General features: G+C 67.4%; 23 protein-coding genes and 2 tRNA genes. 19 read left to right on the top strand and 6 right to left on the bottom strand.

All coding sequences use genetic code 11. The features are described from left to right. Nucleotides 1–53: 53 nt before the first annotated feature. Both WJM96_RS15850 and WJM96_RS15845 read right to left on the bottom strand, forming a co-directional pair. Nucleotides 54–983 (bottom strand): LysR substrate-binding domain-containing protein, encoded by a 930-nt coding sequence (locus WJM96_RS15850; protein ID WP_424813487.1) that lies wholly within the window; start codon nt 981–983, stop codon nt 54–56. 78 nt (nt 984–1,061) lie between these two features. Next, nucleotides 1,062–1,151 (bottom strand) — tRNA-Ser (locus WJM96_RS15845). A gap of 226 nt (nt 1,152–1,377) precedes the next feature. On the opposite strand from WJM96_RS15845, the gene rplU reads away from it, so the two are divergent. From rplU to obgE, 3 genes are all read left to right on the top strand, one after another. Continuing rightward, on the top strand, nt 1,378–1,692 hold the full coding sequence (gene rplU / locus WJM96_RS15840) for a 50S ribosomal protein L21 (RefSeq protein WP_424813486.1): 315 nt from the start codon (nt 1,378–1,380) through the stop codon (nt 1,690–1,692). A gap of 12 nt (nt 1,693–1,704) precedes the next feature. Continuing rightward, the gene (rpmA, locus tag WJM96_RS15835) at nt 1,705–1,974 is read left to right on the top strand and encodes a 50S ribosomal protein L27 (protein ID WP_424813485.1); all 270 of its coding nucleotides are present in this window, start codon (nt 1,705–1,707) and stop codon (nt 1,972–1,974) included. Nucleotides 1,975–2,039: 65 nt separating this feature from the next. Beyond that, a complete protein-coding gene (gene obgE, locus WJM96_RS15830) occupies nt 2,040–3,032 on the top strand; it encodes a GTPase ObgE (RefSeq protein ID WP_424813484.1) in 993 nt (330 codons plus the stop codon). A gap of 3 nt (nt 3,033–3,035) precedes the next feature. On the opposite strand, the gene pip is transcribed toward obgE, so the two are convergent. Beyond that, nucleotides 3,036–3,983, bottom strand: a complete 948-nt coding sequence (pip, locus tag WJM96_RS15825; RefSeq protein WP_424813483.1) for a prolyl aminopeptidase — start codon at nt 3,981–3,983, stop codon at nt 3,036–3,038. Between the two features lie 203 nt (nt 3,984–4,186). On the opposite strand from pip, the gene WJM96_RS15820 reads away from it, so the two are divergent. From WJM96_RS15820 to WJM96_RS15775, 10 genes are all read left to right on the top strand, one after another. After that, on the top strand, nt 4,187–4,903 hold the full coding sequence (locus WJM96_RS15820) for a hypothetical protein (RefSeq protein ID WP_424813482.1): 717 nt from the start codon (nt 4,187–4,189) through the stop codon (nt 4,901–4,903). Between the two features lie 41 nt (nt 4,904–4,944). Beyond that, nucleotides 4,945–5,838 carry a metal ABC transporter solute-binding protein, Zn/Mn family gene (locus WJM96_RS15815; protein ID WP_424813481.1) on the top strand — a complete coding sequence of 298 codons (894 nt, stop codon included), beginning with the start codon at nt 4,945–4,947 and terminating at the stop codon, nt 5,836–5,838. Next, nucleotides 5,825–6,493, top strand: coding sequence for a deoxyribonuclease V (nfi, locus tag WJM96_RS15810; protein WP_424813480.1), 669 nt, complete (start codon nt 5,825–5,827; stop codon nt 6,491–6,493). Before WJM96_RS15815 ends, nfi begins: the two co-directional genes overlap by 14 nt. Nucleotides 6,494–6,503: 10 nt before the next feature. Beyond that, nucleotides 6,504–6,842, top strand: coding sequence for a DUF423 domain-containing protein (locus WJM96_RS15805; RefSeq protein WP_424813479.1), 339 nt, complete (start codon nt 6,504–6,506; stop codon nt 6,840–6,842). Continuing rightward, nucleotides 6,839–7,735 carry an SAM-dependent methyltransferase gene (locus tag WJM96_RS15800; protein WP_424813608.1) on the top strand — a complete coding sequence of 299 codons (897 nt, stop codon included), beginning with the start codon at nt 6,839–6,841 and terminating at the stop codon, nt 7,733–7,735. The genes WJM96_RS15805 and WJM96_RS15800 overlap by 4 nt, the downstream gene beginning before the upstream one ends. Before the next feature lie 58 nt (nt 7,736–7,793). Further along, on the top strand, nt 7,794–8,882 hold the full coding sequence (locus tag WJM96_RS15795; protein WP_424813478.1) for an enolase C-terminal domain-like protein: 1,089 nt from the start codon (nt 7,794–7,796) through the stop codon (nt 8,880–8,882). 55 nt (nt 8,883–8,937) lie between these two features. Further along, nucleotides 8,938–9,012 (top strand) — tRNA-Gly (locus tag WJM96_RS15790). A 484-nt stretch (nt 9,013–9,496) separates the two neighbouring features. Continuing rightward, nucleotides 9,497–10,696: an ABC-three component system protein gene (locus WJM96_RS15785; protein ID WP_424813477.1), complete on the top strand. Its 1,200-nt coding sequence runs from the start codon at nt 9,497–9,499 to the stop codon at nt 10,694–10,696. 1 nt (nt 10,697) lies between these two features. Beyond that, nucleotides 10,698–11,213, top strand: coding sequence for a three component ABC system middle component (locus WJM96_RS15780; protein ID WP_424813476.1), 516 nt, complete (start codon nt 10,698–10,700; stop codon nt 11,211–11,213). Nucleotides 11,214–11,215: 2 nt separating this feature from the next. After that, complete coding sequence (locus tag WJM96_RS15775) at nt 11,216–13,147, top strand: DUF3732 domain-containing protein (RefSeq protein WP_424813607.1); 1,932 nt, start codon at nt 11,216–11,218, stop codon at nt 13,145–13,147. A 167-nt stretch (nt 13,148–13,314) separates the two neighbouring features. On the opposite strand, the gene WJM96_RS15770 is transcribed toward WJM96_RS15775, so the two are convergent. The 3 genes from WJM96_RS15770 to WJM96_RS15760 form a co-directional block, all read right to left on the bottom strand. Continuing rightward, nucleotides 13,315–14,346, bottom strand: a complete 1,032-nt coding sequence (locus WJM96_RS15770) for a hypothetical protein (protein ID WP_424813475.1) — start codon at nt 14,344–14,346, stop codon at nt 13,315–13,317. Nucleotides 14,347–14,638: 292 nt separating this feature from the next. Further along, nucleotides 14,639–15,028 carry a hypothetical protein gene (locus WJM96_RS15765; RefSeq protein WP_424813474.1) on the bottom strand — a complete coding sequence of 130 codons (390 nt, stop codon included), beginning with the start codon at nt 15,026–15,028 and terminating at the stop codon, nt 14,639–14,641. Further along, complete coding sequence (locus WJM96_RS15760; protein WP_424813473.1) at nt 15,025–15,858, bottom strand: recombinase family protein; 834 nt, start codon at nt 15,856–15,858, stop codon at nt 15,025–15,027. The genes WJM96_RS15765 and WJM96_RS15760 overlap by 4 nt, the downstream gene beginning before the upstream one ends. A 119-nt stretch (nt 15,859–15,977) precedes the next feature. Between WJM96_RS15760 and WJM96_RS15755 the strand changes: the two genes are divergently transcribed. The 6 genes from WJM96_RS15755 to WJM96_RS15730 all read left to right on the top strand — a co-directional run bounded on the left by WJM96_RS15755 (nt 15,978) and on the right by WJM96_RS15730 (nt 24,321). After that, nucleotides 15,978–16,172, top strand: a complete 195-nt coding sequence (locus WJM96_RS15755; protein ID WP_424813472.1) for a hypothetical protein — start codon at nt 15,978–15,980, stop codon at nt 16,170–16,172. After that, entirely contained in the window at nt 16,172–16,525 is a 354-nt protein-coding gene (locus WJM96_RS15750) for a DUF6950 family protein (protein WP_424813471.1), read from the top strand. Before WJM96_RS15755 ends, WJM96_RS15750 begins: the two co-directional genes overlap by 1 nt. A gap of 21 nt (nt 16,526–16,546) precedes the next feature. Continuing rightward, the gene (locus WJM96_RS15745) at nt 16,547–18,553 is read left to right on the top strand and encodes a phage tail protein (protein ID WP_424813470.1); all 2,007 of its coding nucleotides are present in this window, start codon (nt 16,547–16,549) and stop codon (nt 18,551–18,553) included. Between the two features lie 10 nt (nt 18,554–18,563). Then, nucleotides 18,564–20,390 (top strand): hypothetical protein, encoded by a 1,827-nt coding sequence (locus WJM96_RS15740; protein WP_424813469.1) that lies wholly within the window; start codon nt 18,564–18,566, stop codon nt 20,388–20,390. Nucleotides 20,391–20,721: 331 nt separating this feature from the next. Next, nucleotides 20,722–22,278: an ATP-binding protein gene (locus WJM96_RS15735; RefSeq protein ID WP_424813468.1), complete on the top strand. Its 1,557-nt coding sequence runs from the start codon at nt 20,722–20,724 to the stop codon at nt 22,276–22,278. 3 nt (nt 22,279–22,281) lie between these two features. Then, entirely contained in the window at nt 22,282–24,321 is a 2,040-nt protein-coding gene (locus WJM96_RS15730) for a Druantia anti-phage system protein DruA (protein WP_424813467.1), read from the top strand. The last annotated feature ends 7 nt before the right edge of the window (nt 24,322–24,328 follow it).

The following is a 24,328-nucleotide window of genomic DNA, read 5'->3' as shown; positions in this document are numbered from 1 at the left end:
CAATGCGGTATGCGGACACCCCCAGGGTTATGCACCCTGGTTATGGACCTCGGTTATTCGGCGGCGGCCCCCGCCACGTATTCGACGACGCGCTTCGCCTCCTGCCGGATGGCTTGGGCGAGGGCCGCGCGGCCGAAGGTGTCGCGCACCTCCTCGGGCCAGATCAGCCGGTACTCGAAGATCACGTTGGGCTCGAAAGGCCGCAACACAAGCCCCCGCTCCAGATAGACGGAGATGGAGAAGGCATCGGCGATGGTGATGCCCACGCCCGCCGCCACCATGCCGACCGCTCCCGCGGTCATCCGGCATTCCACGGTTTCATGGAAACGCACGCCGCTGCCCCGAAGCGCCTCGTCCACCACGGCCTGGCGCCCTTCCTCGCGCGAGAGGGCGATGAACGACTGGCCCTCGAGATCGGGCGCGCGCACGACGTGCTTCGCCGCCAGCGCATGCCCTGGCGCCATGACGCACCAGGCGCGCGTGCGCGCCAGCGGTGTGGAGCGCACGCCGGGAATGGCCGGCACGCCGACGGCGATGCCGATATCCGCCTGGCGCGAGGCCACCAGCCCCAGCACCCCGCCCGCCGTGCGCGAATGCACCGAGAGCGTCTCCCGCCGCCCTGCCTCGCGCCAGGCCTTCACCGCGCCGGGCAGGATGGAGAGCGTGAGCGTGGGCAGCGAGGCGATGACCACCCGGCGCGGCGACTGGATGCGCAGACGCTCGGTCAGCGCGGCGATCTCCTCGATGCCGGTAAAGATGCGCTCCGTCTCCTCATGCAGCGCCTGGGCGGTGACGGTGGGCAGCAGCCGCCCATGGACGCGCTCGAAGAGCGGGAAGCCGACCAGCGCCTCCATTTGCGAGAGAAGGCGGCTGACCGCCGGCTGGGAAATGCCGAGCATGGCCCCCGCGCCGGTAGCCGTTCCGCTGCGCATGATGGCGCGGAAGGCCTCGAGGTGACGGAACTCCAGGGATTTCCGGGACATCGCGCAAACTCGCCTTGCGCCGGGACGGCGGTCAAGGGCGTATTCGGTTGGCGCAGCCGACGCTTCGCGCGTCGAACCTGGCGGACAGGGTGGGATTCGAACCCACGGTAGGCTTGCACCTACTCCGGTTTTCGAGACCGGTGCGATCGACCACTCCGCCACCTGTCCAGGCCGGGGCGCCGTATAGGGGTATGTGCGCCGCCGCGCAACGGGGGGTCGCGCGGGAGTGACTTGACTCAAAGGCCCACTCCCCCCTAAACGGCGCCTCCCGGGCGGCGCATGCGTGTCGCCCGCGGTCGTTTCATGGGGTCGGCCTACCGCCCCGCCGACGGCCAGAACCATCAGATTTCACGGGCAACCCCGCATTTCGCGGAAGTCCCGAAAGGCGCGTGAGATGACCTTCGCAGTGATCCGCACCGGCGGAAAGCAGTACCGGGTGACGCCGAATGCGGTGCTCGCCGTCGAGAAGCTGGACGCCGAGCCCGGCTCGACCGTCACTTTCCATGAAGTGCTCGCCCTGGGCGGCGACGCCGGGCTGCAGATCGGCGCGCCGACTGTTCCGGGCGCGACCGTGACGGCGACCGTCGTTACGCAGAACCGCGGCGACAAGGTGCTGATCCTGAAGAAGCGCCGCCGGAAGAACAGCCGCCGCAAGCGTGGCCATCGGCAGATGCAGACCGTTCTGCGCATCGCCACCATCGCGGCGTAAGGAGCAAGACAGATGGCACACAAAAAGGCAGGCGGCTCCTCTCGCAACGGCCGCGACTCTCCCGGCCAGCGGCTTGGCGTGAAGAAGTTCGGCGGCGAGCACGTGCTGGCCGGCAACATCCTCGTCAAGCAGCGCGGCACGAAGATGAAGCCCGGCACGCATGTCGGCGTCGGCCGTGACCACACGCTCTTCGCGCTGGTCGAGGGCCACGTGAAGTTCTCGCGCAAGGCCGAGGACCGGGTCCACGTTTCCGTGGAACCCATCAAGCAGGCCGCCGAGTAAGGCTCGCCCCAATCGGTGCGACAGCGGGGGCCCTCGTGGCCCCCGTTTTCGTTTGAGAGATCCCCATGAAGTTCCTCGATGAAGCCAAGGTGTTCATCAAGTCCGGCGACGGCGGCGACGGAGTCGTCGCGTTCCGGCGCGAGCGCTTCATCGAGTATGGCGGGCCCGATGGCGGCAATGGCGGCCGCGGCGGCCATGTTTATGCCGAAGCGGTCGAGGGGCTGAACACCCTCATCGACTACCGTTACGCACAGCATTTCAAGGCCCGGAAGGGCGGCAACGGCGCAGGCAGCGACCGCACGGGCGCTGCCGCCGACGACGTGACGCTGAAGGTGCCCGTCGGCACGCAGATCGTGGACGAAGACCGCGAGACCCTGATCGCCGACCTCGACGTCGCCGGCAAGCGCGTGCGCCTCGCCACGGGCGGCGATGGCGGCTTCGGCAACGCCAATTTCAAGACCAGCACCAACCGCGCCCCCCGCCGTGCCGACAAGGGTTGGCCGGGCGAGGAAAAATGGGTCTGGCTGCGGCTGAAGCTCATCGCCGATGCCGGCCTCGTGGGGCTGCCCAACGCGGGCAAGTCGACCTTCCTCGCCGCTGCCTCCGCCGCGCGTCCCAAGATCGCCGACTACCCCTTCACGACCCTCCACCCGCAGCTCGGCGTCGTGCGCCTCAACGCCACCGAGGAATTCGTCCTGGCGGACATTCCCGGCCTCATCGAGGGCGCCAGCGAGGGCGCGGGACTCGGCACGCGCTTCCTCGGCCATGTGGAACGCTGCCGGGTGCTGCTGCACCTCATCGACGGCAGCCAGGCCGACCCGGCGGGCGCCTATCACCTGATCCGCAACGAGCTGTCCGAATACGGCGCCGGCCTCGAGGACAAGCCCGAGATCGTGGTGCTCAACAAGCTCGACGCCATGACGCCCCAGGCCAGGACCTCCCGCGTGAAGGCGTTGGAGCGCGCCTGCGGGCGCAAGGTGCTGCTGTGCTCGGGCGTGACGGGCGAAGGCGTGCCAGAGGTCCTGCGCGCCGTGATGGACGTGGTCCGCGCGAAGTAGCGCCTATCGCCGGCGGAAACGCTCCACCGCACTCACCAGCGCGGTCCTGATCCCCGGCTCCAGCGCCGAGTGGCCCGCGTCAGGCACCACCGTCAGCCGCGCACGCGGCCAGTTGAGCGCGAGCTCGAACGCCGTCTCCGCCGGGCAGACCATGTCGTAGCGGCCCTGGATGATCTCCGCCGGGATCTGCGCGATGGTTTGCATCCCCGCCAGCAGCCCCCCTTCCCGCAGGAAGAGCTTGTGCGCGAAGTAATGCGCCTCGATCCGCGCGAGGCCGAGGGCCGTGCGGTCCTGCGCGAAGCTCGCCACCGTCTCGGGGCTGGGCAGCAGGGTCGAGCAGCTGCCCTCGTAGTGGCTCCAGGCCCGGGCGGCGAGAAGGTGGACCGCGGGGTCCGGGTCCGTCAGGCGGCGGAGATAGGCGCCCAGCAGGTCATGCCGCTCGGCCTCGGGAATGTGCTCGGCGAACGCGGCCCAGGCGTCGGGGAAGAAGCGGCGCAGGCCGTAGAGGAACCAATCGACCTCCTCGTCGCGGCCCAGGAAGACCCCGCGCAGGACGCAGCCGGTCACGCATTCCGGATGCGCCTGCGCATAGGCGAGCGCCAGCGTGGAGCCCCAGGAACCGCCGAAGAGCAGCCACTTCTCGACGCCGAGGAAGCGGCGCAGCGTCTCGATATCCTCGACGAGATGCGGGGTGGTGTTGGTCTTGAGTTCGCCCAGCGGGCGGGACCTGCCGGCACCGCGCTGATCGAAGACGATCAGGCGCCAGTGCATGGGATCGAAGAAACGGCGATGGACCGCGCCCGCGCCGGCACCGGGCCCGCCATGCAGGAAAAGCACCGGCTGGCCGCGGGGATTGCCGACCTGCTCCCAATACATGACGTGCCCGTCGCCCAATGGCAGGAGCCCCGTCTCGAAAGGGGCGATATCGGGAAAAAGATCGCCGCGCGGCATGGAAATCCTGGGTGTCCGAGCCTGATGGGAAGGCAAGAATAGGTGAGAGTTCAGAAGGCTTCCAGACCCATTCCCTGCAACGCATTCCCCTCCCGGGCGGCATTTCGGAACGGACTTGTCGCTTTGCCCCTTCGCCAAACGGCCGTCAGCGCCTAGATTTAGCCGAAATGGCACAGCAACGGCCTGCAACCCATTCCGCCTCGATGGCCGCGCACGGCGCCATCTGCGGCGTCTGCGGCACCGAAAGCCGCCAGCAACCCTTCCGGCTGGGCATGCCCGAGCAGGCGCCCGACCTCGATTTGCGGCCCGGCCCGCCGGTGCGCGCGACCATGTCGCGCTGGCTGCAGCAATGCCCGCATTGCGGCTACGCCGCCCCGAACATCGCTGAGGCCCACCCCGCCGCCGCCCAGGCCGTGGGCGCCGCCAATTTCCGCGCCCTTCTGAACGACGCCTCCCACCCGCCCCTGGCCCGGCGCTTCCTGGCCTGGGCCCTGGTGCTGGAGGAGACGGGCGCGCTGCATGCCGCCGCCGAGGCCACGCTCCATGCGGCCTGGACGGCCGACGACCTCGGGCGCGCCGACCTCGCCCGCAGCTGGAGGCTCGAGGCGGTGGCGCTCTGGCGCAGCGGCCCGCCGCTGGATGCCGAGCAAACCGTGCGCATCGTGGATGCTCTGCGCCGCGCCGAGCAGTGGGAGGATGCCGCGGACACCGCCCGAGCCCTTCTTCGCGAGGACCCGCCGGAGGCGGTGGCGCAGGTCCTGCTGCTGGAGCTGCGGCTGGTGGATGCCATGGATACGGGCCGGCATAGCGTGGCCACCGCCCTGCCCCCGCCCCTGCGGCGCCCGCATGTCTCGCACCAGAAGAGCGTGCGGCGTGGCGAGGGCCTGTTCGGCTGGCTGCGGCGCCTGATGGGGCGCTGACCGCGCTGGCCGGCCGGCATGTTATCTTGTAACATGTCCTCATGACCATTTCCCGCCGCTTCCTGCCGGGCCTCGCCCTGCCCTTTGTCGCCACCGCCCGCGCCCAGGCGCCTCTCCCCGTCGTCGCCTCCTTCTCGATCCTGGCCGACATGGCGCGCGAGGTCGGCGGCGAGCGTGCGTCCGTGCAGGCGATGGTCGGGCCCGACACGGACGCGCACCACTTCCAGCCGCGCCCTTCCCAGGCGGCGGCGCTGCGGGCGGCCCGGCTCGCCATCCGCAACGGCGCCGGCTTCGATTCCTGGTTCGACCGCCTCATTGCATCCACGCGCTTCGCGGGCATTCAGGTGCTGGCGACGGAAGGGCTGGCGCTGCGCGCCGCCACGGGCGGCCACGGCCATGGCGGCCGCGACCCGCATGCCTGGCAGGATGTGCGCCTGGCCATCGGCTATGTCCGCAACATCGAGGCCGGATTCCGCCGCGCCGACCCCGACGGCGCCGCTCACTACGAGGCGCGCGCGCGGGCCTATGCCGAACGGCTGACCGCGCTCGACGCCTGGATTCGGGCCGAGATCGCCACGGTCCCGGAAGCGAGGCGCATCGTCATCACCAGCCATGACGCCTTCGGCTACTTCGCCGCCGCCTACGGCGTGCGCTTCCTGGCGCCGCAGGGCGTGTCCATGGATGCCGAGCCCTCGGCGCAGCAGGTGGCGGGGCTGATCCGGCAGATCCGTGCCCAGGGCGTGAGTGCGCTCTTCCTCGAGAATATCGGCAATCCCGCCACGCTCCGGCGCCTCGCCGAAGAAGCGGGCGTGCGAGTGGGCGGGCGCCTCTTCGCCGATGCGCTCTCCGCACCCGAGGGGCCGGCCGCGACCTATGAGGCCATGATGCGGCACAATGTCGGGCTGATGGTGCCTGCGATGCGTGGCGCGGGCTGACCTCGCCGCGCTCCGCAGCCGGCAGGTCGAGCTCGCGGCGCGCGTGCGGCGCGAGGATGCGCTTCCGGCCGCGCCGGGGTTGATCGGCGGCGTGGACATCTCCTGCTCGCGCTACGATCCGACGGGGCGCGTCTATGCCGCCATCGTCGTCCTGGAGTGGCCCAGCCTGCGCGAGGTCGCGCGCGCCGGTATCGCCGCTACGCCGGACCTGCCCTACCTCACCGGGTTTCTGGGCTTCCGCGAGGTGCCGGCCGCCATGGAAGCCTTCGCCGCCCTGCCCGAGAAGCCGGAGCTTCTCTTCGTGGACGGGCACGGCATCGCCCATCCACGCCGCCTGGGCATCGCCTCGCATCTCGGCGTGATGCTCGACCTTCCTACCATCGGGGTCGCCAAGTCCCGGTTGGTCGGCCATGCCGCACCGGTGGGCGACGCCGCCGGCAGCACGGCAGGCCTGCGCGACAGGGAGGAGGAGATCGGGGTGCTGCTTCGCAGCCGCGCCGGGGCGAATCCGCTCTACATCTCCACCGGCCATCGCGTGTCGCTCCCCACGGCGCTGCGCTGGGTACGGGCGACAGGGCGCGGGCGCCGCCTGCCGGAGCCCACGCGCCTCGCCCATGAGGCGGCTGCGGTGGTGCGGAAGGCGGCCACGGCGTAGTGAGGGACGCATGCAGCGCCTGTGCCTCAGCCTCGCCGGAATTTCCGGGCTTCTCGCCGTTGGCCTCGCGGCCCTCGGCGCCCATGCCGCGCTGGATGCGCGGGAGATGGTGCAGAGCGTGGCCGCCCTGCTGGGCTGGCACGCGCCGGCGCTGATCGGGCTCGGCCTGTGGAACCGCAGGCAGGGCTTCGTGGTCGCCATGGTGATGGCCCTCGGGCTCGCGCTGTTCAGCGCGGCCGTGCTGGTGCGGGCCTTCACGGGAACCTCGCTCGGGCCGGCCGCGCCGATCGGCGGCACCTTGACGATAGCGGCCTGGGCCATCCTGGCCGTCGTGGCGTGGCGCCGATGATCCGCGCGGCCTACCTCGCCGATGAGGGGCTGGAGCAGCCGCTCGCTGAGGAGCTTGCGCGCAGCGGGCGCAGCATCGCCTCCTGGCATGGACGCCTGGCGCTCTCGCCCGAGCCGCCGGCCCCTGCCTCCTGGGCGCTCGATATCTGGGATGCCCCGCGCGAGATCGAGGCACCCTCCGTCAAGCTCGCCGCCGACGGGCTGCGGGCGATCCAGCGCAACTGGTCCTATGTGCCCGGCCCCGCGCATCACCGGCGCGCGGCGCTGATCGAGGACCGGCTGCCGCCCGTGAGGGCGCGCCCCCTCGCGTTCCCGGAACCGGCGCCCACGGGCCATCTGGGGGCCTGGACGCTGCTGGGGCCCGAGACCATCCTGGCCTCACCCACCAAATCCTCACCCTTCCCCGGCGGCGCGCCGCGCTTCGTCGAGGATCGCGAGGGCCCGCCGTCGCGCGCTTATCTCAAGCTCTGGGAAGGGCTGACTCGAATCGGGCGGCATCCCGGTCTGGGCGAGACCTGCTTCGACCTCGGCGCCTCGCCAGGCGGCTGGACCTGGGCGCTCGCAGGACTTGGCGCGCAGGTGACGGCTGTGGACAAGGCGCCGCTCGATCCGCGCGTCATGGCGATGCCCGGCGTCGCGCTGCGGCAGGAAAGCGCCTTCGGTCTGGCGCCCGAGAAGGTGGATTGGCTGTTCAGCGACGTGATCTGCTACCCGAAGCGCCTGCTCGGCCTCGTGCAGCGCTGGCAGGGATTCGCGACGAATTTCTTCTGCTCGATCAAGTTCCAGGGCGAGACCGACCACGACATCGCCGCCGAATTCGCGGCCATCCCGGGCGCCATGGTCTTCCACTCCGCGCACAACAAGCACGAGCTGACCTTCGTCCTTCTCGGCTGACTTGGCCGAGGCCGCGATTCGCGGTCAGCTTCCTTCCGAAAAATCGCGGGAGGACAAAATGGGCGCGCTGACGATTCGCAACGTGACGGTGCATGCGGTGGATGCCCCGATGGATCCGCCGCTGCGCAACAGCCTGAACGTCATCACGCGCGCGCCGCTGGTGATCGCGGAGATCCAGACCGAGCAGGGTCCGCGCGGCACCGCCTATGCCTTCGCCTATGCGCCGCAGGCGCTGGGGCCGCTGGCCGCGCTGACCCGCAACATCGGCGAGGGACTCGTGGGGCGCGAGGTGGCGCCCCAGGGGATCTGGGACTGGCTGCAGAACGGCAACCGCCTGATCGGCGCCGAGGGGCTGGTGCAGATGGCCATCTCGGTCCTCGACATGGCGTTGTGGGACGCGCTCGGGAAGCAGGCCGGCCTGCCGCTGGCGCGCTTGCTGGGCGGCGATCTCTCGCCTCTGCCGGCCTATGGCAGCCTGCGTGGCTGGGGCCCCGCGATGCTGGCGGAGGAAGCAGGCCGGACGGTCGCCGATCTCGGCCTGCGGGCCGTGAAGTTCAAGCTGGGCGCGGCCCGGCTGGAGGACGACATCGCGACCATCCGCGCCGTGCGCGAGGCCGTGGGCGATTCGGTGGAGATCCTGGTGGACTACAACCAGGGCCTTGACCGGCCGGAGGCGCTGCGGCGCGGCCTCGCGATCCAGGCGGAGGGCGTGCGCTGGCTGGAGGAGCCGCTGCACGTCACCGACGACGAGGGCCTCGCCTGGCTATCGAGCCAGCTGGAGATGCCCGTGCAAGGTGGCGAGAACTGGTGGGGCGTCACGGGAATGGCACGGAGCCTCGCGCTGCGCGCCACCGACCTCTGCATGCCCGACGTCATGAAGATGGGGGGCGTCACGGGTTTCCTGCGCGGCATGGCGCTGGCAGGCGCGCAGCGCGTGCCGCTTTCCTCGCACATCTTCATCGAGGCGAGCGCGCATCTGTTGAGCGTTTCGCCCAACCGGCACTACCTGGAACACCTGGATATTGCTGGCGCTTTGCTGCGCGAGAGGCTGCACGTGAAGGATGGAATGGCGCTGATTCCGGACCGTCCCGGACTGGGCATGCAGTGGGATGAATCTGCGCTGAGGCACCATGCTGCAAATGCATGACGGGGGGTAGTTGCCAACGCGCGGCACCCGTGGCACATGCTCCCCCACGGAGCGGGCGGGCGTAGCTCAGGGGTAGAGCACGACCTTGCCAAGGTCGGGGTCGAGGGTTCGAATCCCTTCGCCCGCTCCATTCTTCTCTCTCACAACCTGTCTCTCCTGGTCAGGGCACCGCGCTGAGGCGCAGGTTTGGCCGTCGTTTGCGCGTGGACCTTGATGGTTCGAGGGCGCAACCAGCGACGAATTTTGGCCGGAGAGAGCGGTGAGTCTCCGAACCTCGAGGGTAGGCCGATTTTACCCTCAAGCTTTAACCTGTTGATCCAGCGAGAATTTGCTGAAAACCGGCACACGGATATTCAGCATTTCGACCGCTTGAGGGATGTGTCCGGCCGGAGAATACTCTCTGTCGAAGGAGAATTCGCCGCCTCCTGCACCCGCCAAGCCTCTGTAGGGCGGCCCGCGGAATCGCTTGAGACATTGCGCTTCCGTATGCTGGTGTCGCTTTGGAACAATGTGAGATGGGATTCGCGGGTGGCGGCGCGTGGCCTGCCGTGTATCTCGGTCAACCAAGGCGATGGCGGCAAAAGACCAGGAATCGGACGTGCGTGGGGGCAGAGGTGCCTGACTTCGACGCGTCGGCATCTGCTGCAGGATACCTCTACCAGGCGCGGCTCGCCCTCGCGTTGAGTCTCAGGCACGTCAACGGAACGCCAGGCATCGAAGTCTCCATAGAACAACTCGATGACGTTGCCTTCGAGAGCAATGGAACCCCCTTTGAACTGCTTCAGACCAAGCACCGGATAGCTCGGGCCGCCGGACTAACCGATGCCAGCCCCGACATCTGGAAGACCCTTCGGATTTGGTCCACTGCGGTCCGGGCCGCTCCCAACGTCGCCTCGCGTGTCCGTTTCCAGTTCGTCACGACCGGAGTCGCGCCTGACGGCTCCGCAGCGTCCCTTCTCCGTCCAGCGATGCCGGGTGCGTCAGGTCAGAACCGGGATCCCGAAAAGGCCGCGGAAATGCTGACCGAGGTGGCCAACTCCTCCAGGAACGCCGACCTTCAGGCGGCATTTCGGGCCTTCCTAGACCTGACGCCCGAAATGCGCTCGTCCTTACTCTCGTCGGTTGAGGTGCTCGACGGACAGCCCACGCTGCAGGACCTGACGAACGTCATCGAGGAAAGCCTTCGGCTCATGACGCCGCGGGGCAGAGTCGCCGAGGCTCGCGAGATCCTCGAAGGCTGGTGGTGGCCCCGAGTGTGTTCAATCCTGGCTCCGGGCTCCCACGGCCGCATTGCGATTTCAGAGCTCGAGACGCGACTAGACGAGATCCGGGAGATGTTCCGGCGCGATGCGCTGATAGCCACTTTCGAGAACGCAGAGCCACCGGATGCCGATATCGCCGAGTATGAGGGCTTTCGCTTCGTGGCGCAGTTGCGCGCAGTCGGAATTGGAAGCGCCCGGATCTGGGCAGCCAAGAGAGACTTCTATCGCGCGTTCTGCCAACGCTCCCAATGGCTGAGGGAGCATCTCGTCCTCGACGGTGAAGTCCGCCTTTTCGAAGGACGCCTGATCGAGGAATGGGAAGCGCGTTTCAACGTTATGTGCGATGAGCACGGTCATTGCCTGCCATGTGACACGGCTCTCCAAGCCGCAGGACAGAAGGTCTACCGATGGGTTGAACAGGAAGCTCGCTTCCCCTTCCGCACGGTCACCTTCCGCTTCCTTAACGTTGGTTCCTACCAAATCCTCTCGAACGAGTTGCGTGTCGGCTGGCATCGGGATTACCTGAGCCTTTGCGGCGATGGAGGGACATAGGATGGCCCTCGGAACCCGCTGGGAAATTGCCTGGAACAAGCGGCCACGCGAAGAAGCAGCCCTGCTCAATCCAGCGTTCTCCGGAGAGCTGATCTTCAGGGCGACGCATGAGTATGTCCACGCCAAGGATGCGCCCTTCGCCTTGCCGCTGGCGTTCCTCGTCCTGCCATTGGTGATGCACGCCGCTACCCGTGAAAGCCTACCGAGGCGAGCCAATGCAGCCATGGCGGGATGGATGGCGGAGAACGGCCCGGTCCTCGCGCTGGTTGCTAGCCGGACGCTTCAGCTTCGGCCGATTTCTCGTGAAGCTCTGATGTTCGTGATCCGCGTCAACGCACTGGCGATTTCCGAGGGGGGCTTGGCTGTCGGCGAGCGCCCCTTGCGGGCCGCCTCTCGCGCGTCGGCGACGACGCCCGAAACCGATGCCATGCGGCGATCGGCTGCCTTGGTGGGGCGCTGGTTTGCCCAGCAACCGTCTCCTGGGAGCGTGCTCCAATCAATGGGTGTCGAACCGTGACCATGCAGATCCGGGCCATCAGCATCTACTCGAACGATGGGGAACTCCGGCATGTCAAATTCGAGCTGGGCAAGCTGAACATCGTGGCCGGAGGCTCGAAGACAGGGAAGTCCGCCCTCCTCGATATTGTCGACTACTGCTGGGGACGTTCAGAATGCACCGTCCCGGCCGGGGAAATCCGGCGGTCGGTCTCGTGGTTCGCGGTTCTCTTTGACCGCGATGGTGAGGGCGTTTTCGTCGCTCGCAGGAACCCGCCGCTGCCTGCCATCACCAGCGACGACATCTATTTCGAGCGGAACGTCGCCGAACTGCCGCCGGACGCCAGTATCTTCACCAAGAACATCACCTCCGATGCGCTCCGCAACCAGTTCGCCGCTCTGCTGGGAATCCCGGAGAACCTGCACGTCCCGCCCACAGGCGCGACACGGCGCCCGCTCGAGGCGTCGGCTGGGCACGCGATCCTCTTCTGCCTGCAGTCCCAGGACGAGATTGCGAACCGCCGCTTCCTGTTCCATCGACAGGGAGAACAGTGGATCCCGCAAGCCATCAAGGACGTCCTGCCGTACTTCCTCGGTGCGGTGGATGAGGGGCACTTCATCGCGCAAAAGCGGCTCGGCGACGCAAGGGTGCGCCTTCGCAGGCTGGAGCGGGAACTTGCCGACGCCGAGGCCATTGCCAGCGAGGCGTCCGAGGCGGCATCGCGTCTTCTGCTCGATGCGAAGCGCGTCGGCCTATGTCCAGCCGATGCCGTAGCTTCATCGCCAGGAGAAATCAGGGCCCTCCTCGTTCAAGCTGCGGAGGCCCGTCCAGCCCTGCTGGGGGATGTCCAGGACGGTTCCGCAGACATGGCGGAGTTGGAAGAGCGCAAACGCTCCCTCCGCGTCGAACTGGAAGACCTCCGCGACGAGATAGCCGACATTGGTCGCCTCGCACGGGAAGCCTCGGCGTTCCAGACGGAGGCTCAGGAGCACGAGGCACGTCTGGCATCGATTGGCCTGGTATCGGGGCGTGATGACGCCGACCATGGAATCTGTCCGCTGTGTGATAGCCGCCTCCCTGTCGCGGTTCCCTCGGTCGTCGATGTCAGGCGCGGCCTTGAAAGCGTCAGCCAGCAGCTCCAGGCAGTCAGGCGCGACAGTCCCCGAGTGCAGACACGCCTCGCCGAACTCGAACGAGCCCGTTCATCGAAAGAAACCGAACTGCGAGGTATCAACGCCGACATCGCTTCCAGGATTGCGGAGAACGAGCGGCTACGCATCGAGCAGAACAACTTGGCTACCCAGGCACGGGTTATTGGCCGCATCACCTACTATCTCGAGAATGCTAGGTCGGTTGGTGTCGGAGCCCGGCTCCCGGCGGAGGTGAACCGGGTCAGAGCCGAAGTTGCCGAACTGGAGCAGGCGCTGGACCCCGAGGCTGTCGAGGAAAGGCTGGCTACTGCTCTGGCGCTCGTGGGCAAATCCCTGACCGAGTACGCGGGCACGCTGAAGCTGGAACACGGCGAGCATCCCCTTCGACTGGACCGCAAGAATCTGACTGTCGTGGCCGATGCGCCGGAGGGCCCCCTGGCATTGCCCCAGATCGGCAGCGGCGAGAACTGGGTCGGCTATCATGTGGCCGCCCACCTCGCTCTCCACAAAGTCCTGCGCGCTCGACGTCGCCCGGTGCCCGCCTTCCTGATGCTCGACCAGCCATCACAGGCGCACTATCCGCGCGAGCGTGATGTCGGGGAGGTCGGAGGTGCCGACGACGAGGACCAGGTTGCAGTAGCGCGGCTGTTCCGCCTTCTCGATGATTACTGCAAGGACCTCGCCCCCACGATGCAGGTAATCGTGATGGACCACTTCGAATTGCTGGAACCTTGGTTCCGGGAAGGCACTGTCGAAAGGTGGAGGGATGGCATCAAGCTGGTTCCCCCCGATTGGCTTAGGTAGCCGGGTGACCAGCCCCCATCAGGCGGTCCGGGTGAAATTTGTAGTGGGCCGTCGCAGCCGTGCCTGCTCCTGAACTGCTCGGCGAAGGCCGGGTGCAGCGTCTACTTCACCACGCTCGCCGAACGCGAGGGGAGCGTCCGCGAGCGCATCCGGTTGCATGGCCAGCCCTACAGAACTGTCGTGCCGCGGATACGCTGATCGAGCGCGGCCTCTAGCTTGATCACGCTGTCGTAGATCTTGCGCAGCTGCTCGCGTCTCGCGTCGAACATGCCAATCTGCGTCATGTCCAGATCATGGATGAGACGTTCCAGGCGCCCGATCCAGCGCGCCACATGCGACTGCGTGTCCTTGCGCGCCTCGAGAACCTGATCCTCGAAAATGCCGAAGCCGAGCACCGAGAAATGGCGGACGCCTCGCTTGTCTTCCTGGAGCATCATATCGCCGATCGCGACCTGCCAGTCGCGATAGATATAGGCTTCCTTGATGCCAAAGGTGACTGTGCTCTGCTTCGCGGTTGCGGCCACGAGATTGGCCGGAATATCAACGCCGGCCTCCCGCCGGATGATCGCGGCGCATCGCTCCGCCAACTCTACCTGGTCCGATTCGGACATGCTGCTTGCAGTGAGCGCTTCCTTCTCGGCGAGAAAGCCCGCACGCTCGCCATCGATTAGACTGGCGATAGGGCCCTTCTGCTGAGGAGCAATAGTGGAGACGCGCCACAGATTGGATAGCTCATCAAGCCGCTGCAGTTCGACATGCGTTCCATCAGCGAGCGCCTTCTCGAACTCGTCGATCGCTTGCATTTCGCCCGAGGCTGATGCCTGTTGCGGATCGAGATAGCTGCGCTCGCGCCGGATCGCCCGGATCCAGCCCAGAACAGCTGCGATCCGGTACAGGGTGCTGATCCGCTTATAGTCGAGGAAGGGAATGTTGGGAGCGTTGGCGAGTAGATAGCGGGCTTGCTTCTGCTCCACGATCTCCTTGAGCCGATGCCTCAGGCTCGTCACCGCGTCCTTGAGCGGATCCGAATAGAGGCGCACTAGGTCCTGATGCTGCTTGCCCTCGGCTTCTTTCCTGTCGGCAAGCTCCTGGGCGCGCTTCTGCCGCACCAGGTAGATTGCCATGACGATGTCGCGAGCGACCAAGCCGACGATCACGCCAGCAAGCGCGAGTAGGGCCGCGACGACCTGTGGAGACATCCATAGTCCGGATGCGGTTGTCACGGCAGCTGCCGCCGTAGAATTCTCAATTGCAACGCTCATGTGCGCGTCGTGCCCTCAATACTCGCGCGATAGTTGAGCACGGCGATGACAAAGCCGCTAGCGCAAGGACTCGTGTGGATAAGCCGAGCTCCACAGTGATTGATGAGTATCCACCCTGATCGTTCCACCAGGGGCAAGTGCAACCTGAACGAATGGCCGGCTTCGGGTTCAAGCGCTCAGCACTTGGAACGGCTTAATTGGGCGTAAAGCGGACGAACGGGCATGGGCGCTATTCTGCCAAGCCCATTCGCTGATCCTCCCAGCACTGGGGAAATGGCTGAAGCAGTTTGGAGAGGCTTAGGGCGGATCCCGCACTTCCCTCCAGCAGTTCCTCCACCAACGCGGGAGCGAGTAATGTCAGCCGCAGCAGGCTACCCAGATATCCCCGCTCGATCTGCTCCGCCGCCGCCATCTCGGTGATCGAGGCGAAGCGCCCTTCGTCGAGCAGTCGCTGGTACCGAAACGCCCGCGCCAGGGCCTTGAGCAGCGCCGGATCCGCGCGCGTCGGGATGGCGGCATCGGCGCCCTCCTCCACTATCGGCGTGACCACCGTCTTCCGCCCTGGCCGCCGACGGATCTTCAGCGGTACCCGGACCGTGATGCTGGTCGCGGCGGTCATGCTGCCGCCGCCAGCGCGCTGGGCGCGATGGCGGTGAGGTCGCGGACCAGGCTAGCCAACCCTTCCACCCGGAGGCGGATGTCGGCGCCGGCGGGCCCGACCACCACCCGCTCAACCAGCGCCCGCACGATCCGCGCCTGCTCAGCAGGGAACAACTCCTCCCACAGCGGATCAAGCCGGTGCAACGCATCCCGGACCTCGCGCTCGGTCAGGTCCGGCGCCTCGCGCCGCGCCGCGAGCCATGTGCCTACGATGATCTCGGGCTGGTGGAGGAGAGCACGAACCTGGCTGACTACGGCGCCCTCGATCTGCGCGGCCGACACGCGCCGCACGATCCCGTCATCCACGACCGTGTCGGCCTTCAGCACACGCTGCGCCACGTAGTAGCAATAGCGTCGGCCATTCTTCACAGCGTGCGTCGGCGACATTGCCCGACCGTCGATGCCAAAGATCAGCCCCTTCAGCAGCGCCGGCGCATGCTGGCGATTCTGCGCGGCCCGAGTGCGCGGGCTGACCTGGAGGACGGCGTGTGCCCGGTCCCACAGATCCCGCGGCACGATGGCCTCATGCTCGCCGCGATAGACGTTCCCCTTGTGCGTGACCTCGCCGATATAGGTCCGCAGGTTCAGCGCCTTGTAGACATCGCCCTTGTCTAGGAGCTTGCCCGCCCTGTTGGCGATACCCTCCGCCTGCAGTCGACGAACCGTCTCGACGCCGGAGCCGGTCTCGACGAAGAGTTCGAATACGCGCCGCACCCGCACGGCCTCTAGCTCGTCCACGACCAGCTTGCGGTTCGCGACGTCGTAGCCGAGCGGCACCTTGCCGCCCATCCACATGCCCCTGGCCTTCGAGGCGGTCCTTCCGCCTGCGCCCGGCGCGGCTGTGGGGTGCGCTGCTCGATGCCGAGGGCGCCTTCGTCGCCGACCCGTTTCCCCTGTGGGCCGGACTGATGGACACCATGCAGGTAGTGGACGGGGCCGAGCCGCGCATCTCGCTCACCTGCGAGAGCCGCCTCGTCGACCTCGAGCGCGCCGAGGTGCGGCGCTACACCGATGCCGACCAGCAGGCCGAGTATCCGGGGGATCGCTTCTTCGAGTTCGTCCCCGTCCTGCAGGAGGCGGAGATCCGGCTGCCGGCCAACTGATGGCGCGGCTCCCGGATTGGCCTGCGCGGCTGGCAGACCTGCTGGTCGCGGCGGAGACGCGTCCCTTCGATGCCCATCGCTGGAACTGCGGGCGGTTCGCCTTGGCCGCAGTGCTGGCCAGCACAGGTCGTCGACCAGGCTGGCGCAGCCTACTGACGCTCGAGGCCACCGCGGACAGCGCCGGCTTCCCGCGCATCCCGCCGGCCTTCGCGCGGGTGGGCGATGTCGTCCTCGCCGGCGAGCCACCGCGCCTCGGCGTGGCGGTGGATGGCGGCCGCGCCGTCTTCGTCGGGCCGCGCGGGCTGGTGCGGTTCTCGCTCACCGCCTGCACCACTGCTTGGCGCATCGACTGACGCTACGGAGGACCGCGCCCGATGCCTGCCGCTGTCCCCCTCATTGCTGTCGCCGCCGCCGGCATCGCCTCCGCCGCGGTCGGTGGCGGGATCATCGGTGCCGTGGTCGGCGCCGGCGCCGCCTTCATCGTCTCGGCCATCGGCCAGTCGGTCTTTCCGCAAAAGCAGAAAAAGCAGGCCAGCCTCAGCCCGCAGGCGGCGGCGATCGCCGGCTTCGATGCCGGCCAGCCCGGCGCCGGCCGCACCCAGGCCTTCCGCCAGCCGGTCACCGAGCACCAGATCGTCCTCGGCCGCTGCAAGGTGTCAGGACCGATCGTCTTCCTGCACTCGGCTACCGACGATGAGGGTCGTGCCGATGGGTACTTCTATTCGGTGGTCGTGCTGGCCGCGCATCGCGTGCGGGCGATCGGCGAGGTCTATCTCGGCGACAAGGTCGAGAGCGATGGGTCGTTTTCCGGCCTCGTGCGCATCGACCGGCATCTGGGCGATCCCGACCAGGTGGCCGACGCCAACCTGATCGCCGAGACTGGCGGCCAGTGGACCGCCGAGCATCGCGGCCGCGGCCGCGCCTATGTCGCGGTCCGCCTCAAGCTCGCAGCCGAGGCGTTTCCCGCCGGCCCGCCCAACATCGCCGCCATCGTCGAGGGCGCCGACACCATCCTCGATCCGCGTACCGGCATGGTCGGCTGGTCCGACAACCCGGCCCTGTTGCTCGCCTGGTACCTCACCGCGCCCTTCGGCTGGCGCGCCGCCTGGTCCGACATCGACATCCCGGCGCTGATGGCGGCCGCCAACATCTGCGACGAGCTGGTCGGCACCCGCGCCGGGGTCTACCAGCGCCGTTACACCGCCAATGGCGTGCTGTCCCTCGCCGAGGGCAAGATCGCCATCACCCGCAAGCTCGCCGCTGCCATGGCCGGCGCGCTGGTGGTCTCGGGCGGGCGGTTCTTCCTCCATGCCGGCGCGCCGGCGCTGCCGGCGGCGACGCTCACCTCCGACGACCTCCGTGGCGACGTCACCATCCAGGGCGCGCGGCCACGGCGGGATCTCTTCAACGGGGTGCGCGCCGTCTATGTCGAGCCCGCCGCCAACTGGCAGCCGACCGACGCGCCGCCGCTGCTGGCCAGCAACTACGTCGCCCAGGATGGCGGCGAGATGATCTACCGCGACCTCGAATTCCCGCTCACCACCTCGGTCAGCACGGTCCAGCGGCTGATGAAGGTCGAGCTGGAGCGCAACCGCCGCCAGCGCACCGTGGCCTTCCCCGCCAACCTCTCCGCCCTGCGGCTGCGGCCCTGGGAGGCGGCGACGGTGGCGCTCGACCGCCTGACACCCTTCCCGGCGCGGGTCACCGCCTGGTCGCTCGCCGCCGAGGGCGGTGTGGATCTCACCCTGGAGGAGGAGGACGCCGCGGTGTGGGATTGGAACCCGGCGGTCGATGAGCGCGCGACCGGTGCGAACCCCGCCGTGGTGCTGCCCAACCCGGGCGTCATCGCCGCGCCCGCCAGCATCGCGGTGGAGACGCCGCAGACGGCGGCCTTCGCTGTCCTGGCCGTATCCTGGGCCACGGTCGGCTCCTCGCACCTTGCCGGCTACCAGGTCGAGTTCCTCCCGGCCTCCGTTGCCGCCTGGCAGGGCTATGGCGGGTCGCTGGGCGCCACCGCGGCCGTCCTCCCCACCGCCGAGCCGACCGGCTTCCGGGTGCGCGCCGTGGCGCGCAGTGGTGCGGTCTCCGGCTGGCGGCAGGCGCTCGTTCCCGCGGCGGTGGCGGCGCCCACCGCAACGGGGATTGCCGGCGGCATCCGCCTCGCCGGCGGGTTCCCCCCCGATGCCGTCCGGCTGCAGGTGTTCGAGGCCAGTTCCAGCAGCCTCGCCGCGGCGGCCAAGCTGCCGGAGGAGCCGACCAGCCTCTTCTGGGACCGCATCGGCCTCAGCCCAGGCGACACCCGCTGGTACTGGCTGCGCGCCGTCTCGGCCGAGGGCAACGTCTCGGCCCTGGCCGGGCCGGTAACAGCGACCGCGCTGTAGGGAAATCACCATGCCTGCCCGCATCGACGACCTGTTGGTGCTCGACACCGCGGTCAGCAAGACCGACCTGGCGAAGTACCTGCGCGACCGCGAAACCGTGCTGCCCGCCGACTTCGGCGGGTTGGGCGACGGCGTCGCCGACGACCGCACCGCCATCCAGGCGGCCTTCGATCGCGCGGCGGCGGACCAGAAATTCGCCGTCATCCCGCCCGGCACCTGGAACGTCTCCGCGGGTGTGGTCCTCGGCGGCGGCGCCCGCGGGCTGATCATGCACGGGGTGATCCGCCACAGCGGCACGGCCCCGGCCACGGTGCTGACGCTGGGTGATGGCGGCACCACCCGCAATGGCGAGAAGCACTATGCCGGTCTGCAAGTGGTGCGCGCCACCCAGTCCGACTGGCTCGACGAGGCCGACATCGGCATCCTGGTGCGCAACATCGACGCCTCGGTGGTCGAGCTCCGCCTCGTGTCGGGCTTCACCATCGGCATGCGAACGCTGGGTGACGGCCGCGGGGTCGAGGACAGCACCTTCCACCTCGGGCGGATCCTCAACAACCGCATCGGCCTCGACATCCACTGCGCCACCGCCACCGCCTGGAACACCTCGATCCGCTATTATGGCGGGCACTTCGCCGTCGCGACCGGGATCAACCCCAGCCTGGATCGCTTCGGGATCCGGCTGTCGAAGGCGGACGGCGCCTATTCCAACCACAACCGGCACATCTTCGACGCGCCGAATTTCGAGCTGCGCCAGCTCGACCCCAATGTGGCGATCCCCTTCCTCAACGAGACCAGCGGCTCGGCAATCATCGGTCGCGCGCTGCGCATGGAGGCCTGCTCGCCGATTGTCGCCCGGCACACCGCCGCGGCGCAGGACTGCGAGTACGAGGTCGCCTGGAGCAACACCTACCAGGTCGGCATCGACTACACCGCGACGGCCACGCGCTGCGGCAACAGCGTGCTCAACCGCCACCGGGCACCGGCCTCGCGGCATCTGCGGCTGCTGGGCTCCGTCCCGAACGTCCGAGCGAAGGCGTTCCGGCACGGCACCACCGAGATCGGCGTCGAGGGGCTGGCAGTGGTCGCGACCTCGACCACCAGCGCCGCCACCTTGGCCGGGCTGTCCTTCAACGGGCTCGATGACATCACGCCGACCGCGCGCGGGCTGCTACTCGAGGCGCAGCGGGGGCTGGCCTTCGTGGTGGAGTGCGGCCAGGCGAAGGAGTTCGCCCTGGTCCATTCCCTCGTCGGCGGGGCGGACGGCGGGCGGATCTTCGTGCGCTGCTTCGATGCGGCGATGAAAGTCCGCGAGAACGTCGCCGGTGACGCGCTGGCCTCGATCACCACGCTGCTGTGGAACGTCCCCTCCAAGGCCTGGACAGGTGGCGCGGCCATGGCCGATGCCTCGCTGAACAAGCGCATGACGGTGCGGCTCGGGCCCGCGGTGGCCTTCGCGCAGATCGGCATCGTCGGCTTCGACGGGCAGATCGAGTTCGAGGCGCTGCGGCTCTACGGACTGCCGGAAGCGGCGCCGGCGCTGCTCTGCGGCACCTCCGCGCTGCCGGTCGGGCAGCGCGAGTTCGCCGCGGAGGTGGCGTGGGACCTGCCGTCGCTGGCGCCTGGGGCGACCAGCCTGCTCGACGTCACCGTCACCGGCGCGCGGCAGGGGGATCTCGCCGATGCGGCGCTCGCCTCGTCGACGCGCTTCATCGAACTCGACGCCGCGGTGTGGTCCAACAACACCGTCCGCGTCATGGCCAGGAATATCTCCGCGGCTACCTTCGACCTGGGTTCGGCCCTGCTGTCGGTGCAGGTGAGGAAGCGACTCATCCCGTGAGTGCCTCCCCAGGTACACCGCTGCGCGTTCCATCGAGCGTCGCAAAATCAGCAAATCGAACTTGGCGTCGGACGAGATCGAGCCAGCGCGCCTTGGTGCAACGATCCAGCATGGCTCCTTGGCTCTCGGTCAGCCCGAGATCCGGCAGATGGCCAGCCGTTGATTCAGGGCCCTACTATCCGAAGCGCCGATTCGGGCTGAGTTCGAGAGCTACCTTGAAAGCTGCACGGCGTCCGTTATTCCGGGATCGGGCGCGCCAAATCGCCTTGAAACACCGGCGCCTATATTGGGAAACTCGGTGGAGATGAATGAAGTCGGTAGAGCGGGGCCAATGACGAAAAGTACTGATGAAGATTACTCGATTGTCGCTCTGGATAAATTCATCCAGGCGACCCGCGATTCCGGCTATAAGGGCACATCCAGCGCGGTGGCGGAACTTATTGACAATTCGCTGCAGGCCGGGGCGACCGAAATCGCCGTGTCCATCAATGTCGACGAGACATGTGACGAGCACCCTTTGGTTCTGTCCGTCGTTGATAATGGCTCGGGAATGGACGCCCGAACGTTACGGACCGCGCTGCGTTTTGGTGGCAGTTCGCGGTTCAATGATCGGAACGGTCTCGGACGCTACGGCATGGGGCTGCCGAACAGTTCGCTTAGTCAGGCGAAGCGCGTCACGGTCCACACGTGGCGATCACGCAGGGGCCAGGTCCTCAGTTCGTACCTCGACATCGATGAGATCGCGAGTGGTGCGATCACGGCGGTTCCCGAGCCGGCAGTCGTGCCCCGGCCCACCTTCATCAACGGCCACGCGAGCGGCACCGCGGTCACCTGGTCCCGCTGCGACCGTCTGGACAACCGCCGCATATCGACGCTGACCAAGCGGCTCCTGGTCTCCCTCGGACGTCGCTTCCGACACTTTCTCTGGGGCGGAGTGTCGTTGACGATCAATGGAGACCCCGTCGAACCGGTTGATCCGCTGTATCTGCATTCCAGCAGCCGATTCTCCGGCGCGACGCAATTCGGAGATGAACTGGTCATTGAGGTCGCAGCCAGACCTGACGACCGGGCGACAACAGGCATTGTGCGCATCCGCTTTTCAGAACTGCCCGTCGAGGCGTGGTCCAAACTCGGAAACGATGAGAAGCGTCTTCGGGGCATCGCCAAAGGCGCTGGCGTGTCGGTCGTACGGGCAGGCCGGGAGGTCGACTACGGCTGGTTCTTCCTGAACGGCAAGCGGCGGGAGAACTATGATGACTGGTGGCGCTGCGAGGTGACCTTCGATCCGGTGCTCGACGAAGCCTTCGGGATCACGCACAGCAAGCAGCAGATCCGCCCGATGCCGCACCTGGTCGAGGCCATCGCGCCAGACATTGAGGCAATCGCCAGAGCGCTCAACGCTCGGGCGCGGAAGGCGCACCTCGCTGTCAAAACAGCCGAGCGGTTCAGCGCATCGGAAGGGCGGGCCAGCGAGAAGGACGTGATGCTCCCTCCGCTGCCGCTGCGGCGCAGACCTCGTGACGAGCAGGTCCTTGGCGGCCTCGGGAAGACCTTGCCGGCGGCTGGCGACGCAGGCGACCTGCACCGTAAGACAGAGTACCGGATTCTCGCAAAGTCGCTGAGCGAGACGCTCTTCTTCAACTACGCCCGCGACGATGGGCGATTCGTGCTGGTCATCAATCCGGAGCACCCATTCTACAAGATCATCTACAAGCCCTTGCTCGACGCAGACACCCCGGCCGAGGCGACACTACGAGGACACCTCGACCTCCTGCTCCTCGCCATGGCGCGAACCGAGGCACTCCTGGAGAAGGAGACGGACATCAAGGTCGCTGAGTCAATTCGGAAGGGTTGGAGCGATACGCTGGCAACACTCCTCGACAGCTAGCCAATGAGCAAGTTCGCCCAAGGTGAGTGGTTCGTGCTGGCGCCATCGCTGCCCGAAGAGGAGAGTGCGCGCGCGGCCTTCCGCGCGCACGCCGAACGACTGTCGAGCCTTTCGCAGCCTCCCGAAGACGGGGCGATAGAACGCGTTACAAGCGAAGCAATGCGGAGCCTCGGCGGCCACTCCCGCTCCGCACCATTGCGCGCAGCGCTCCTCATCCTGACCGACCTGGCCCATCAGCGGTGGCCCATTCGCGTGACGGCCGGCGGATCCGTCGAAGTCAGGCGCCCTGAGGAAGAACTCCTCGACCCGCTCCGCGAGAAGGAGCGCATCCGCAATCAGGAGTTGGTGAAGCGCGACGAGCAACTGCGTGAGCCATCGACCCGTCGGTTTGTCAGTGGGCTTGAAGCGAGCCGCCTCTACAAGGGTCGGCGTGTCTCAATCTTCTCACTGATGCGAGACGGCCGTGAACTCGCCGCTGGACTTCGGCGTGTGCGGTCGTCGGATCCGGAGAGCGTCGTCGAAAGCCTGAGGCAGATCGTCGACCCCTACCTCCAGTTTGTCGATGATGGAGCCACGTGCGAGCACACCGGCCTCGCTCTGCAGGACATATGGCGGTACTTCCGCCACACGTGGAGCAATCAGTACACGAGCACGCCAGGACGGACGATGGCCTTCCTCGTCCGCGATCGTGCGTGCGATTGCCACCCGATCGTCGGCATCGGCGCACTCGGCAGCCCCATCGTGCAGATCCGCGAGCGGGACGCCTGGATTGGCTGGCACCCGGACGCATTCCTCGAGTTTGCTGCCGAAGAAGGCTCTGCAGCATTGGCGGCTTGGCTGAAGCAGACCGTCGATGCCAGCATCAGCGAGTGCTACATTGAAGACTTCATTGAAGAGCAGTTGCTTTCGCCGGGAGATTTCCGAGCCCCATCCAGCGACGTCATCACGCTACTCGCGACCTACGGCGAGCGGCAGCGCGAACTGCACCATAGGCTGGTGCGCAGCAAAGAGATGAAGCGCAGCGTGCGACCAAGCGCCGAGAGCGCAGAAGCCCACTGGCGCAAGCAGGCACTGTCACACCTGTATCGTAGCAAGCGGGCACTCGCGCTGGCGGACATGCTCCGCGTCAAGATTGCCCTCACGAAGTTCCTGCCGGAGAGCCCGACGGCCGAGGACGTGCGTGCACTGCTTAAGGACCAAGAGGGCCGACAAGCGGTCAAGACCGTGCTGCGGAAGGCGAAGGCCGACCGCGTCGGCATAGCCATGGCTGACATCACGGTCTGCGGTGCGGTTGCCCCTTACGGCCCCATCCTTGGAGGGAAACTGGTCTCGATGCTGGCTGCGAGCCCAGAAGTCATAGCTGCATATCGGCAGCGGTATTCCGACCAACAGAGCGAGATTGCGTCGTCGATGGCTGGCCGTCCGATCGTGCGGCCATCGCACCTGGTCTTCCTTGGTACGACGTCGCTCTATGGCGTGGGGTCGAGCCAGTACAATCGCATCCGGATGTCGGCCGCTCGGCTCGGCGGCAAGGCTGACGAGCAACTCGCCTTCCTTGAACTCGGTCGGTCCGGATCGTACGGGACGTCTCACTTTGGGTCGGCGACGGTCGAGGCGCTGGTGGCGCTCGTACAGCAGTCACTCACCGGCCAGCGCGTAAACAGCATCTTCGGTGAGGGGGTAAGCCCGAAGTTGCGGAAGATCCGTGACGGTCTCGATCGACTGAAACTGCCGACCGACGCGCTCCTGATGCACGGGCGCCACCGCATCGTCTACGGCGTACCGTTGATCCGGAACCTCCGCGAGTACCTGCTCGGGATGGACACGGAACCGGACTATCTCTTCGACTTAGGTGACCCAAAGGCGGGAACGCGAACTGTCGTGTCCTGGTGGATCGAGAGGTGGCTCGTCTCGCGGCTTCAGAATGATGACGCACTGCGCAAAGTGGCGGATCACTCGCTCGTCCGGCCAATTCGACACGGGGCCCGCGTCGTGCTTCCGCCTGAGGATCCCAACCAGACGTCGCTCTTCGAGGATCTGTAAGGGCCGG

This window comes from Roseococcus sp. YIM B11640, assembly GCF_049727625.1.
GTDB lineage: Bacteria > Pseudomonadota > Alphaproteobacteria > Acetobacterales > Acetobacteraceae > Roseococcus.
Note: the sequence above shows the minus strand (reverse complement) of the source record. Positions and strands in the feature narration are given on the sequence as shown.